Annotated in this window: 8 protein-coding genes; 2 read left to right on the plus strand and 6 right to left on the minus strand. The window is 56.5% G+C overall.

Translation table 11 applies throughout. The features are described 5' to 3' along the window. The first annotated feature begins 52 nt into the window (after positions 1-52). Together GFER_RS09770 and GFER_RS09775 are read left to right on the plus strand one after the other, a co-directional pair. Entirely contained in the window at positions 53-2488 is a 2436-nt protein-coding gene (locus GFER_RS09770; protein ID WP_052446265.1) for a response regulator, read from the plus strand. Positions 2489-2504: 16 nt separating this feature from the next. After that, positions 2505-5627, plus strand: a complete 3123-nt coding sequence (locus GFER_RS09775; RefSeq protein ID WP_040099023.1) for an LVIVD repeat-containing protein — start codon at positions 2505-2507, stop codon at positions 5625-5627. Here GFER_RS09775 and GFER_RS09780 read toward each other — a convergent pair. The 6 genes from GFER_RS09780 to GFER_RS09805 form a co-directional block, all read right to left on the minus strand. Next, entirely contained in the window at positions 5615-8134 is a 2520-nt protein-coding gene (locus GFER_RS09780) for a TonB-dependent receptor plug domain-containing protein (RefSeq protein WP_040099025.1), read from the minus strand. The genes GFER_RS09775 and GFER_RS09780 overlap by 13 nt on opposite strands. 47 nt (positions 8135-8181) lie before the next feature. Then, positions 8182-11397, minus strand: a complete 3216-nt coding sequence (locus tag GFER_RS09785; RefSeq protein WP_040099027.1) for a tetratricopeptide repeat protein — start codon at positions 11395-11397, stop codon at positions 8182-8184. A 459-nt stretch (positions 11398-11856) separates the two neighbouring features. Further along, entirely contained in the window at positions 11857-12765 is a 909-nt protein-coding gene (locus tag GFER_RS17730) for a hypothetical protein (protein ID WP_052446266.1), read from the minus strand. Then, entirely contained in the window at positions 12755-13129 is a 375-nt protein-coding gene (locus GFER_RS09795) for a cupin domain-containing protein (RefSeq protein ID WP_052446267.1), read from the minus strand. The genes GFER_RS17730 and GFER_RS09795 overlap by 11 nt, the downstream gene beginning before the upstream one ends. 144 nt (positions 13130-13273) lie before the next feature. Then, positions 13274-13627 (minus strand): hypothetical protein, encoded by a 354-nt coding sequence (locus GFER_RS09800; RefSeq protein WP_040099030.1) that lies wholly within the window; start codon positions 13625-13627, stop codon positions 13274-13276. Between the two features lie 101 nt (positions 13628-13728). Next, the gene (locus GFER_RS09805; RefSeq protein WP_040099032.1) at positions 13729-14742 is read right to left on the minus strand and encodes a DUF481 domain-containing protein; all 1014 of its coding nucleotides are present in this window, start codon (positions 14740-14742) and stop codon (positions 13729-13731) included. Between the last annotated feature and the right edge of the window lie 117 nt (positions 14743-14859).

Below are 14859 nucleotides of genomic sequence, written 5' to 3' on the forward strand. Positions count from 1 at the left end.
TGTTAGAATTCGTTTTTGATTTTATTCTTCTTGTGCGGCAGGATGCGTTTTAATGAGTCGTTTTTTTCGCGATGCGCCGATCCGGCAGAAGCTGAACGCCATCATCATGCTGACCAGCTCCGTGGTGCTGGTGCTCACCCTGAGTGCATTCATTCTCACTGAAGTCGTCACCTTCCGTCAAACTCTCGTCGACAAGACCTCTACCCTGGCCGAGATCATCGGTCGCAACAGCCGCAGCGCCCTGGTTTTCAGGGATTTTCTCTCGGCTGGAGAAACTCTCGCCTCGCTGAGTGCCGAGGACGGCATTCGGGCGGCCTATATTTTCGATTCCGATCATGCTCCCTTTGCCCATTATCTGAATCCGCGTCATTCCGGATTCGAGGAAAACGCCCAGGATCTGGCTCTCCCCAATGAAGACCTGCGCGTTCTCATACAGGACGGACGGCAGTCCCATCGCTTTACCCTGACCTCGCTCATTCTGCTGCATCCCGTTGCGATGGATGGTCACCAGGTGGGAACTGTGGTTCTGCAGTCCGATCTTCGTCAACTTTATCAGAGGTGGCAGTGGTTTGGTATCGGCGCTTTGCTGGTTCTCTGGTCGTCCATGCTTCTCGCCTACCTGATCTCATCGCGCCTGCAAGGATTTATCTCGCTGCCGATTCTGCAACTCCTCGGGGTCATGAACCGAGTGAGCCGGGAGCAGAATTTTCGGGTAAGAGCCCGGAAAGACAGTGAAGACGAAATCGGTGGACTGATTGAAGGGTTCAATGAAATGCTCAGCCATATCGAGCAGCGCGACCTTGAACTGGAAAACCATCGGCGCAACCTGGAAACTCTTGTTGATCAGCGCACCCTGGATTTGCGTCGTGCCAACGAAGAACTCCTGAAAACGGTGACCGCGCTTGAGCGGGCGAAAGAAGAAGCTGAAGCTGCCAATCGGGCCAAGTCGCAGTTTCTGGCGAACATGAGTCATGAAATCCGTACTCCGATGATCGGGGTGCTGGGGATGACGGACCTGCTTTTCCGCACCGATCTCGATGAGCGTCAGCATAGTCTGGCAGAAACAGTTTACAATTCCGGCGAAGCACTCTTGAGCATTCTCAATGACATCCTTGATTTCTCCAAAATTGAAGCTGGCAAGTTCGAGCTTGAACGGGTGGATTTTGACCTGCGCCAGTGCGTGGAGGACGCAGTGGAACTCCTTGCTGAAAAGGCTTTCGGCAAGGAATTGGAACTGGTTTGCCACATCGATGGAAAAACTCCGCGCCTGGTGTGCGGCGATCCCGGGCGTCTACGACAGATCCTGCTTAATCTGCTCGGTAACGCCGTCAAGTTCACCGCCGCCGGTGAGATCGTGGTGAGCGTGCGCACTCTTATGGAGGAGCGACAAAATACCTGGCTGCGTATTGAGGTACGTGATACCGGCATCGGCATCGCGCGCGAGGTTCAGGAACAGATCTTCGAGTCTTTCTCCCAGGCCGACAACACCACCGCCCGCCAGTATGGGGGAACGGGCCTTGGTCTCTCCATTGTCAAGCAGCTGGTGGAGATGATGGGCGGCACCGTCGGCATGGAGAGCGAACCCGGCAAGGGTTCGGTCTTCTGGGTCAATCTGCGTGTCGCCAAACGCGGCGGGCAGGAGGACGCGGCCAGTGTCGTGCCAAGCGAACTGGGCGGCCGCGAAGTTCTCGTGGTTGAGAATAATGAAGCGGCCTGCTCAGCGCTGGTTGATTCCCTGGCGGATCTGGGTCTGCGGGCGCAGACAGCGGCAACCCCGACCGCGGCCATGGACCTTCTGCGTCGCGCGGTCTCTGCCGGACGGCCCTATGCCCTGGCGCTCATCGATGAGAGCCTGCCTGGGCAGAGCGGTTTGCAACTGGCGGCAGGGATTCACGGCGGGCCTGATTTTGCCCAGACCCGGATTGTCCTGCTGTGTCCGCACCAGATGTGCGCTTCCGCGGATCAGCGTGTCGCTGCCGGCGTTGTCCGCACCCTGTGCAAGCCGGTGCGCGCGTCGCTGTTGCCGCAAACCTTGGCCGCTGCTCTGGCGGCGGCCCCGCTTCCGGTTGCGGTGCCGCGACCCACGCCGGTGGTGCCTGTTTTGGACCTTGCGGAGGACAGGGGCCAGCTTCCCCGGCGGATTCTGGTTGCGGAAGACAATCCCACGACCCAGCGGCTGATCGAACTTCTCTTCGAGGGCCTGGATTATCGCCTCTGTATTGTCGGCAGCGGCAGCGAGGCGCTGGAACGCCTTGCCGGAAGCCGTGCCGATCTGGTGTTCATGGATTGCCAGTTGCCCATTCTGGATGGCTTTGAAACCACACGCATTCTGCGTCGGCGCGGCTACCGCATGCCCATCGTCGCCATGACGGCTCACACCCAGAAGGACGATGTGCGACGCTGCCTGGACGCCGGCATGGACGATTTTCTTGCCAAGCCTTTCAGGCAGCAGGATTTGTTCAACATGCTCGATAAGTGGCTGAATTGATTTTAATCGAGAAATCATGAAGATTTTCAATAACATCCTGCTGCTGTCCGTGAGTTTGTTCGGGCTCATTCTGACACTGGCCGCGGCCTTGTGGCTGGGCGCCCATCAATGGCGGCAAGACTCCCGGCCCCTGGTGGTTTCATCCGTCGAAATTCTCCCCGCATCCGGCGAGGATACTCTCCGCCTGCGGCTTGAAGGACAGGGTTTTTCTTCTCGGACACAGGTCGCATTGACTCTTGACAGCGCGAATCGTCACGCTATTGTCGGCAGCCTCGAAACGCTCGGTATCCCCGGCACTCTGGAGCAGGTTCGCGTCCTTGGGAACCGAGCCTATCTTGCCAACAGCCGCTCGGGGATACAAGTGGTGGACATCAGCGATCCACGCCGGCCAAAGGTTCTCGGGGTGGAAAAAGAGGCCTTCAGATCCCCCTGGGATCTTAAAGTCGCCGGTGATCTGGCCTATGTTTCCGACAGCCGCCAGGGGCTGGTGATTCTCGATGTCTCCGATGCGACGCGCCCCCAGGCCGTCGGGCGCTTTGTGACCCCGGACGCCTGTTTCGGGCTGGCGGCCTCGCCGGCGGGCCTGGTTCTTCTGGCCCAGGGGAAAAAAGGGGTCTTGTTGCTCGATGTCAGCGATCCGCGCGCACCGCGCGAAATCGGAAGGCTCCCTTCTCTGGATTTCTCCTGGACCGTCGCGGTGCGCGATCATCTCGCCTTTGTCGCCGACAATCGCGGCGGATTGCGCATCTTCGATCTGCAAAATGCCGCCCAACCCCAATTGCTCGCACAGCTTGCAACGGAAGGAAATCTCCACTCAGTGGTTGTTCAGGAGGATTTGGTCTTTCTGGCCGACCAGAAGCGCGGATTGATTGTGCTTGACGTGAGTGATCCCGCAAAGCCGCGAAACTTGAGCGAATTGACTTTAGCCGGAATCGGCAGGGATTTGCAGGTGCACGGCGATACCCTGGCATTTGCCACACAGACGAACGGGGTGAAAATTGTGGATGTCTCAGATCCCCGCCGCCCGCGTAAGACGGGGTTTGTCCAGCCCCTGCGAACCGCGCGCGGCGTGGCTCTCAGCGACGATTTTCTGTTTGTAGCCGACAGTCGCCAGGGTTTGCAAGTGGCTGAATTGTCCCGCGCCAGAGCGGGCCTGAACGTCCATCATTCCCTCGGCGACATTGTCACGGCCTTGGCTCAGGACGGCCCGATCCTCTACGCCGGGATGCAAAACCAGGGTCTCCAGAGTTTTCAGCGCGATGCGGAAGACACGCTGGTCTCCCGCGGAACCTTTGGTAAGTCGTTTTCGGCGGTTCGCGACGGCGCCGTTGCCGGCGACTCTCTATTTTTGGCGACCGGCAATGATGGCTTGCAGATTCTAGACCTTGGCGAAGAAGGGCAAATGCGCCGGATCGGTCACCTGGTCGCCGGAGGGGTTGCGCACCGCGTGGTCCTGCTCGACGAGGGTCGTATCGCCGTGGTTGCGGCTGGGTTGGACGGCATTCAGGTGATCGATGTGGCGCGCCCGCGGCAACCCACCTTGATCCATCGTCTTGGCGGCCTCGGCAACTTGGTGGACCTGCTGGTCTGGCCGGGGGGAATGGCTGCCCTGGACGCTACCGGACAGGTGCATCTGCTGGATATCACGGATCCGCGGCAGCCGCGCTTAGGTGCCTCGGTGAGCCTGCCGGATATCCTGCGCGGTCTGGAACTTCACGGGGACACCTTGTATGTTATCGGCGAGGGAAATCACCTCTATCTGATCGATATTCGCGCGCCGCGGACCTCGCTCAAGAAAGTTGCCCTGGCTGCCGGCACAAAGCCCCGCAGTCTGGGGATTTCCGGAGACCATCTCTATTTGCTTGCCAAGTCTGCGAAGCGCTTCACTTCGCAACTTCTGATTTTCGATCTCGCCAGGCAAGGGATGCCGTTTCTGGTGAAGCGCATCGCCCTCCCGGGACAGCAAGAGTTTCTTCGCATTTTCGATGAAACTCTCTATCTTTTGCCGGGAGGCACTCTGCAGGTCTGGGATATCGCTGAACCTGCAGAGCCGCGCGAGGTCAACGCGATGGCTATTGGAGGTGGGACTAGGGATCTGGTGTCGCTTGGTTCGGGAAACTTGAAACTTCTTCTGGGGCGCATGGGCATTCGGCGTCTGGATGTCTCTGATCCCCATGCGCCGCGCCTGGTGCGCACCTCGGTCGATAATATCAGCGAGGTGATAGGTCTGGAGGCCAGAGGCGAACATCTGCTGGTTCTCGACCGGACATCGGGGTTGCATGTTTTAACGCGCGACGACTCGGGTGGTTTGTTGCCTCTCTCCACTCTGGGATTTCCGCAGAATTTGCGCAATTGGCACGTCGATGCAACCCATGCCCATGTTTTAGACGCCGGCGGTCGCCTGTCCGTGGTGGATATCCGCCGACCGGAGTCCTTGCAATTAGCGGCGGAGATTGATCTCGGCACAGCCGATCTCAGTGGCTTGGCCGTGCGCGATAATCTGGTCTACCTGGCGGCCGGGGCTGCCGGGGTGCAGGTATGGGATATCCGCCTTGCGGAACACCCGCGGCTGCTGCAACAGCATCAGTTGCCCTGGCCCCGCAGTGTTTTTGCCTCGGCGCGGGATCTGGTTTTGGTGGACGACTACCTTCTGGTTGCCAACGGTGATGCCGGTCTTGGCGTCTTTGCTCTGGCGGACGCTGGGGAAAAACTGCACCTGGTCGGAAGTCTGCCCCTCGCGGGTTTTTGCCGCAGAATCAAGGTCCAGGACTCCCTGCTGCTCATCGAGGCGCATCAGGCCGGCTTGCATGTTGTTGACATCCGCGAGATCAAGCGTCCAGAGTGGGTCGTGACTGTCCCGACGCGCACTGTGGTTCGCGATTTCTTCTTTGAGGGTGAGGATTTGTGGCTGTCCGAACATGCCGGAATCAGCATCCTTTCCCTGCCCATCAAGTCTAAGCGCCAGTCTGTGCGGGGTCGCAAAAACCTGGTCGTGGATTTGCCTGTTCCCGCGCGGCCCGGCAACTATAACCTCTCGGTACGCCGTGGACCCCAGTCCGTGGAGTTGCCCGGGATTCTAACCTTGTCGGCACCTGCGGCAGCAGAGGGAGGACTTTCCGCCGTATTTCAGAAAGAGTAGCCCACCCCCGCCCAGAACTGCCTGCCGAGTTCGTAGCTGTCCGGCGTTTCTCCCGTTGTGTAGCTTTTTCCTTCCTGGTGTCTGGCATTGAGGACGTTGAATACCTCCAGGGTGAAAGTCACCTGATGGCTCCGCCCCAGGCTCTGGGTCCAGGCCAGGGCGCAGTCGAGCGTGACGGCCGCATCCTGTTTGACCACCTCGTAGGCATTCGTGGTTATTTTGGTCTGCTCGCCGGTAATCGGATCGAACGCGCCAAAACCGAGGAAATAGTCCCTGTCCGTGATTTGGATCTGCCTGTAACTGCCTCTGTATTTCACGACCGGGGAAATGCTGAGACGATCGAAAAATCGCCCGGTGTAGGCAAGGTTGACGATCACCGGTCGGTTGAAGTTGTCCTTGGGCATCTGCGCAAGGGGGATGAGTTTGCCCGCGAAAATCACCTGGGTGTCCAGGTCTTCCAGATCAAATGTCTTGTCATAGCTGTCATTGGAGGTTTTCGACTCCTGCCAGAAGGCGTTGAACAAAAGATAATGGCGCCGCCATGACCTGTCCCATTTGATCTGAACCGACCGGAATTCACTTTTCCCATTGTTGTTGAGTCTCCAGTAGACAATTCCGTCGGCTTGCGCATCGCCTCTGTGCCGTGCAAATTCATTTCTGCTTTGTCGCTCAAGGTACTTGAGGTTAAGGTAGCCGCCCATAAAGGCCTGATCGATTCCGACCATATACTCGTCTGAGTAAGGCGTCTTGAGATCTTCAAAGCTGTAGGAGACCTTGGTGCCGTCGGTGCTGGCTTCCCAATCCTGAAGTATGTTTTGGTGGGTCCCCCTCTTTTCGATAGAGCTCGGCCTTCGCCCTTCCCGCAGCTTGTTGGCCAGGAGAGCAGCGCTGTAATAGCGGTTGTATCCCGAGGACAGGACCGTTCTGCGGTTTCCGAAAAGGTCGTATTGAAGCAGGGTCCTGGGTGAGACATTGAGGTTTTGCTGAAAATCGTCGTAAGAGCCCCTGAGACCAAACCTGAGCCGCAACCGCCACGCGCTCCAATCGTCTTCGAGATATGCGGAATAGTCATTGATCGCAGCGCTGACATCCGAGGCCGGCGTGAGGGTGCGACGGCTGAAATATTGCTCGCTGTCCACGCAGGTCGCGACATCGCCATTGCAGTTGACCTCTGGCGCCCAGACGGCATCCTGATAGGTCGCTGCGTCAGTCAATCGATGAAAGCGCCCGGTTATGTGGCTGTAGCGCAGACCGTAGCTCAGCCTATGGATGCCAAGCATTTCAAATCGGCCTGGGGTGTGGTCAAGACTGACACTCACCGCTTCCTCTTGCTTGTCGATGCTCCCCCAGCCCCCTTCGTTGCTCAGGGGCTGCCTGAGCTTTCCACTTGCGTCTGTTGCCAGGGGGAGCTCAAACCCCCAGGGTTTGTTGGGTGAGGCGAGCCAGGCCTTGAAGTCCGTGGGAGCATTGCGACTGTTTTCGGAATAGGAATAATTCGCCTGGAATTTAAGTTGGTTGTCATCCCTTGCCCGGTGGTAGGCGGCGGCGGCAAAATATCCCCCGCCTTCGACGGTAAAATAGCTGTTCCTGGTGTTTTTGGTGAAGTGCCTTGCGGTGTAGGGTGCGTAGGCGCCGCTGAACTCCAGGTGGCTTGAGTCGTCCAGGTAGTGAACGCCTTTGAGAAAGAACGTCTCGGACTTTCTCTCCTGCTTCTTCCATCCGCTGAAATATTTTACGGGGATGCTGGATTCAAGGCGTTTGTAATTCACCAGAAGGCCGGTATCCTCCGTCACCGGAACATTCAGCGTCGTTGAAAAGTGGTGTTTTTCGAACCTGGGTTGCAGATCGACGTTGGCCGTCCCTCCGGTCGCCGCTGGTTTTGTGTCATCAGTGAAAAAATGCGTCCAGCTTGAGCGGGTTGTTCGGTAGGAGATGTCGCCACCGAAACTCAGCCCCGGGTTTTTGGTCTTGACCTCCACGATCCCGCCCATGAAGTTGTCATAGGAGGCGGGCACATTGCTGTCATAAACCCTGAGGCTTTCCACGATGGATGTATCCACGAAAAATTTCTGCGCATGCCCTGACACATCGGCGGCCAGGTAGGCATTGCCCTGCCCGGGATCAAGCAGACTCGAATTGCTCATCCCATCGAGAAGGAATAGATTCTGATAGGGTTTGCCGCCGGAAATGGAAACTTCGGCAGGGGCGATTTCACCGGCCGTGGCGGCGCTTCTATAGCTCTCGCTGAACTGAACGGAAGGGAAAATCCTTAGAAGATCCGTCACATCTCCATGCCCCTGGGGGAGTTTTTCGATAAATGGCGGTGGAATCTGTGTGCTTCCGGAATCCTGTTCTTGCCGCCTGGCCCGCACTTCGACATCTTCAAAAACCAGAACTTCCTCCTCATCAAGAGCAGGGCTGGTCCTCTGCGACAGGCTCTGCCCGTCGCTCTGCGCGGCCTGAACGCTCAAAGCGGATAAGGCGGCAAAAACAAGGGCGGCCAGCACCGCCCCCGCTTTTGCTCTTAGGGGAAAGAATCGGAGGACCAACTTCATCAGTCGGCGTGAAAGGGGGTGAGATCGACCGTGTCCGGCTTGCCGTCCCCGTCGCTGTCATCGTCGAGCTCGAGCCCGGAAGCGGCGATCTGCTCAGGACTGGCCCAGGGCACGAAAAAGTCCGGCCTGCCATCTTTGTCGGTATCCACAAAGGCGAGGGGTGAGTCGGGAAAGTCATCAATGCTGGTGACGTGTTTGGCGATGTCGCGAATGGATGAATTTCTCTCAGGCACGGTGGCATGAAGGCGTTGCGCTGCCGCGTAAGCAAGATCCACCAGCCCGAGCCTGGCATAAGTTCTGACGATATTGGCGTAGGCGGTGGTCCTGCTATTGTCCGCGGTAATCTGCTCTGCGGCCTCGATGGCGAGTTGCAACAGGTCTTTGGCTTTTTTCAGATCCGGAACCTTGCCGTACTCCAAGGCGATGTTTCGGAGCGCCGTCGATTCGTCTCTGGCACGAGTATTGTCGATCGTACCCGAAGCATGAATCTCCAGGGCGTGACGCGTCGCTTCTTCCAGATAACCGCTCATGCCGGCATTGTCGCCGCGGAAAAAGAAGTCTCTGGCAATGCCGAGAGAGTACTCCGAGCGCTCCTTGGCGTCGGTTATCCCGGAGGAATCGACTGTTCTGGCCTTGTCGAACAGCGCAGCGGCATCTGGTTGATAACCCATATCATGGAAAAAATAGCCGATGGTCGCGTAGGACTTGGACTTGATAAACGAGGCGGGCAGGGTGTCGACATACTCCTCGGCGCTGAGCAGCACCGCGGCGGCTTTGTCCTTAGCGCCAAGGCGGGCATAGGCATGAGCGAGTTTCACATAGCCGCGCTCCAGGTAGCGGCTGCCGGCCATGGTCGTTGCAAATGAGACCAGGCTTGCGGCCTCATTGATGTTATGGGTGACGTAGTAGACAACGGCCTCATCGATTTTGCCGCGAATATAATCCAGGGCTTTTTCCGCCAGAAGGCTATCGCCCCGTTCCAGCGCATGAACCGCCAGCCCGGGATTGCTTTGATTGAAGTAGGCATAGGCGTCAATGTAGCTGTGATTGACGGAAAGATTCGAGAAATCCGCCGCCAGAGGATTCTGCTCTTCGTAAAAGGCTCGCGCGGCGGAAAAATCCTCTTCCGCCAGGGCGATCATGATCCCTCTGAGGGCGGCGTACCTGCCGGTGATCGCTACCGCGCCTTTGTCCACATCGATCTGATTTAGAACTTCAGAAATTGCCGCATCCAACCCCCCGGCCCAGCAGACGTGACCGGCAATCGTGCCGTAATAGGTCGAACCCATCCACTGAAACCCGCCTCTGTTGTCCTGGGTCCATTCCTTCAGAGCCTGTATTTCGGCAAAGAGGTTCATGACCTCATTTTTGATCCAGGCGTCGTTGGCGCTGTCGGCAAGGTCACGATAGAAGCCCATGGCCCTGGCATAATAAACCATGTGCTGGGCATAGGGGTTGGCATTTGTCGGCGACGGATTGATCTCTAATTTATCTACCAACTCGACAAAATAGGCGATGCCGGCGAGGGCCTCCGCTTTTTGATTTTCGGAGATAAGGTCCTCGATGAGATGCTGCTGCCCGCTGATCAGTCTTGCATGCAGGGTAAAGCGGGTTGGCGTCCCGGAGTTGTCCAGCCGCGTGACTTCGCCCAGCAGCCATTCCCGCAGCGCCCTGGCTTGGGAAAAGTTCCCCAGCTGGGTGTATCGGTTGGCGACCAGGATCAATTCATCCACCAACTCGTCGGATAACCCCCGGTTTTGTGCGATTTCCCTGAATCGCGACTCAGCTTGGGAAAGATAGTCAAAGGCAAGCTCTGCGGAATAGGCAGCGCTATGACGACCGATATGGCTGTAAGCCGTTGCCCTGTTGAGGGAGCTGACAATATAGGCATCGGCAAGTGCCGCCGCCCGTTGGTGCCGCCCCTGTGCGGCGTAGTATTTGACGATTTCTAGGTAGATTTCATCGTTCATCGCATCGTTGTAGATCGCGCTGATGAGCGTTCTTGCTTGGTAGCCGCGGTCCAGATTCGAATTGAAATAGTACTCGGCTCGCTGAGCATTATCGTTGCCGAGGGGGGCCGCAAGAGGGACACTGGCCACCTGCACTCTTTCTTGGGCAAGGTAGCGCAGCGCTTCAAGGAATGCCTCCCCTTCCTGTCCTGGGGGAACGATGACCGCAAGTTCAGCGGCGAAAATTTCCCGGTTCAGATAGTTCGTATAATCGGCAAAGAAGGCGTTGCTGTAGGCGACAAATCTTGCCAGCTGTGAAATGCTGAAACCTTCGATGGGAATTTCGCCGGCAAGCTCTTCTACCTTGGTATAAAGAGCCGTGACGTTTTCCGTGTACGTGTCAGAGACTGTTTCAGGCAGATCGACGATGATGGCATTGAGGGCTGCGGTAAACGCCGCCAGCTTTTCCGATCCGGCAATCATTCCCATGACCGCGGCCGGATCTCCAGAAAAGCCTCGCAGGCGCAACGCGGTCGCCGCGATGGCGTCCATTTTTGCGGAATAGTCTTCCGCGAGGGATGAATCATGGAAAACTTCTTCGAGAAATGGTCTGCGCAAATTGCCGCCTTGGTCAAAAAGCGGTTGCAGCGCCAGCTCTTCTCCCATCCGCGCGAAGGCATCCTCCGAGCCGCCCAGCTCGTTGTAGGCAAGGGCGATTTTGACCAGAAGATAGGACACCTTGAGAAGTTCAGTATTCTCGGTCGGATCTGCGAGGAGATTCGTATGCCCTGAAAGTCCGAGGGCCGTTCTGAGGTCACATTCTTCGACGAATGGGTTCAGAATGCTGGTAACGGGGGAAACAACGATTTCACCGGAATGGCCGGAAAAAGCCTGAAGGGGACTTCGCAGGGAAATGGACTCGAAGCTGGTGCCGTAAACGGTGTCAATTCCGCCGTGGGTCACAAGATAATAGTCGGAAAGATCGGAAGTCTTCCGGACTGCCAGGGTGAAACGGCCATCGGCACCCGACCAGGTGTTATTGCAGAGTTGGGTTCCGGCGGCGCCGCAGATTGCCGCAAGGCTGCCGTCGCTCGTTTTTCTGAGCTCTAGCCTTGCATCTCTGATTGCCGGATCGGTGACGATGCCTGAAATTGTGCGCGTATTTGAATTGTCCTCACCTTCCAGGGGGCCATCTGAGCCTGAGCCACCACCGCAGCCAGTGACGAAGAGGGTGATGGCGATTGAAAAGAGAATCAATTTCTTCATTGTGTAAATAACTCCATTGCGTCATGGGCTTGTCGTGGGGGCCGAGCTTTTCTCCGCGGGCAAGCCAAACAACGCCTATTGGTCAAATGGCGACAGCGGGAGTCTGCGGCGAGGGGCAGAAGCTGTGCCTAGGGGGAGTACTCCATTGGAAACGAATAGAAATCAGAAATCTGAAGGCTAATGTCTGTTGGGTTTTGCAAGAATCATGCAAGGTTCAGTCGCAGTGTCTGGCAGGAGGTAGAAGGTGACATCTGTGTAATTTCTGCTGCAATATGGCAGATCAACACAGAATAGGTCAAGTCCTGGAAAATTAAAGAACATCGGGCGCAACCGTTCAACTGCAACGTCTGACAATGCCATAGGGTGCGGTGGTTGAGTGCTGCCGCAAATATTTGGGCCGCAGGCGAGCTTTTGCCGCACCCTGTGGCACCTGTTGAATCCTTACCCTTGGGCCGTCGTTTAATCGCCGTTCAGGTCAAACTCAGGATAGTTTCGGGCCAGACACACGGGGCAGTAACTGTGAGAGAAATTCGATTCGGAGCGGGCGCTGATGTACTCTTCCATCGCTTCCCATTGGTTGTTTTCATTGCGGATTTTCTTGCATACGCAGCAAACCGGAAGCAGGCCGCTCAGGACTTTGATTTGCGCGGACTTGCTCTGAATGATCGCTGAGGTCTTGCGCAGCAGCGTGAATATCACCAGAAAAATCGAACCCAGAATGGCGCTGAGCAGGCCGGCGACCGCCAGTACCAGTTTGCGCACGTCCTGACGGTAATGGGAGACATCCAGATAGATCTCATAAGAACCGATGATGTGGTCGGTTCCGTCATCGATGGGGATGTATGTTTCAACCACGTCGATATCCAAGCGCAGTTCTTCCTGCAGATCCCAGAATTCGCCTTTATGTCCGATGTTTGAGCGGACCTTTCCCGTCAGGGCTTCTGCGAGGGCGCGGTTCTCTGTGTCGATACGGTCAATGATGGCGTAATCGTTGCTATATACAATGCGTTTGTCGGCATCGTAAATTTTTATTTTAGCGACATTTAAGGCCTCGAGCAAGGGGCGCAGACGGGCATCGAAATCATCGAAATCCGTTGTGGCCAAATCAATGCGTGGATGACCGTCCGGGTCATAGTGGGTCAGCGTGGCGCGATCCTGTTCCAGCAGGGTCTGGGTGATGCGTACCGCATAGCCCTCGGCATCGGTGCGGATGTAATTCTGGAAGGTCAGGTAAGTGCCGAACGTCGAAAGAGTCAGGATGAAGAGGTAAGACAAGGCTGCGGACATAACGAAAAACCGCAGAAAGCGCAGGTTGATGCGCTCATCGCGCAAGGTGATAGGGGAGGGCTTCTGCGCGTCAGGGGTCATTTCGGCGGTGATCGGTGGGAGGTTTTTCTTCGTTGTCGGTGAGGGGCGGCTCCGTTGCCAGAAAATCATAATGGCCGATCCCCTGAATGAGCAGGACGCGACAGACGCCCTGCCCGGCGTTGGAAACACGATGCGGCTCACCCGGAGGCAGGGTTGCCGAATCGCCCGGCCGGTACAGTCGGCCCTCAGGAGCCTCTCGGGTCTGTAGGCGCGCTGCACCCTCAAGGCAATAGAAGGTATCGCTGACCAGGGAATGCATATGCCAGGGGATTTCCTCCCCGACGGCCAGGGTCATCTCTGAAACACGCAGATCGTCTGTCTGCGCAACGACTTTTTTCGCACTGATTTTGTAGGGTTGCGCCATGAAGGTTAATTCCTGAGGAGCAATTCTGCTGCAACGCTCAGTCGCGCGACGGCCTGCTGTGCATGCTCAATACAGCTGCATTTCTGAAAAAAGCCGAGCCCTGCGAGAGGTTCGCAGCGCTCAACGATAGAATTTCGGCCAAACCTAGGGTTCGATGACGTTGCCGCGCGTTTCCACGTCAAAGATGGTCATGATGGACTCGGCACTGAAGGGGCAGGTCTGATCCTCCTTGCCGGGCCGCTCCCACACGATTAGTTCACCATCTTTGTGTTTTTCGCGGCGGACCCTGTCAGGAACTTTCGAGGTGAGAGTTTCCCACATGGTTTCCGTATCAATGAGCTCGAACCCTTCAAATTCATCTTCCTCGCGGGCATTGTCGAGAAATCGGTCGATGAGGTCGTAATCGACGAAATCATTTTCGCTGCGCCACCAGCGGATGAATTTATCCTTGTCGGTACGCGTGCGTTCGATTCCCTGAGCGATGTCCAGTCCGTTCATGTTTTTGCCTCCCTCGTCACAGTCTGAATTCGATATGTTTTCAGTATAATCGGTCAGATGTGGAGTGCAACACCCTTAGCCCAGGATCTCACGGATTCAGGTTAGAAAGAGTATTGCAGGGCGACAGTGGTTTTGGAGTCATCCTTTTTAACCCCTGGGGCAGGGTCACTGTCCCTTTCCCAGATATTGTTCAGGCGCAGGGACCAGTTTGCACTCAGCGAAGTGATCAGGGCGGCGTCGTTGCGCAAGGTGTACTCACCGCCTTCCTCCAGGTGCGGATAAAGTATGAAGGTGTCGGTGAAGCGCAACCAGGATGTAAACTGATAGCGAAAGACCGCCGCCAGACGGGCGGTCATCCATTGTTCGTCCTCGCCCTCGACACGATCTTCGGAAAAATAGGCGATGCCGGCCTCGACATCCAGGCCTTTGCGGGCGTCGTCCCAAATCTGATAACCAACACCCGGTCCTACCACCGCCCGCAAGTTGAGATCCTTGAATTTATCCTTGAGCAGTTCCGCGCTGAGCAGGCCGTAGAATCTGGAAGTGAAGAAATAATCGTATTTCATCGCACCATAGGCGTCGCGGGTGGTCAACTCGTTGTCTTCTTCGGCGTAATTGTAAAGAAAGGAGAGGCTGAAGCGGTCATCGAGACTGCGGCGCACGGCATTGGCACCGAAAGAGAGGCTCATGCGGTCGGTGTTGCCCGCCTGATGGGTGCCGCCGAGAAAAATGTTCCCATTCCAGGTAATGTCAGGCACGTTGAGGGAGCGTACCCGGTCCCAGGCAATGACTGTTTCGCCGCGTTCTTCACCGGCGAGGAGAATGACTTGCCCGTCGCGGGTCGCGAGGCGGCCTTTGAGTACTTCGGTTCCTTGAAAACGCACAGTTACCGGAGTGTCTGTTTCTATCGAAAGAATCTGATCGAAATTCACCAGGATTTTGCTGGCGTAGGGAGTGGCAATTTGCAGTTGCCCGTCCTTGGCGTCGACCACCGTGCCGGTGATGCGATCTCCGTTTTTCAGCGTGATTTCATCTGCAAATGACGCGCAGGTCAGTGAGCCGAACAGCAGGATAAAGGTCAGGAGAAACGTGGGGAAGTGGAGTTTTGTTAACATGCTTATGGGATCCTTTCCATCGTTGGCAAAAAAGATTAAAATTCAAAGGAGTTTAGCAAGATTCATCTGCAGATCAAATGTAAAAGAAGGAAAGCCTCACGGCCTGCGCGTCAAAGA

This window comes from Geoalkalibacter ferrihydriticus DSM 17813 (assembly GCF_000820505.1).
Taxonomy (GTDB): domain Bacteria; phylum Desulfobacterota; class Desulfuromonadia; order Desulfuromonadales; family Geoalkalibacteraceae; genus Geoalkalibacter; species Geoalkalibacter ferrihydriticus.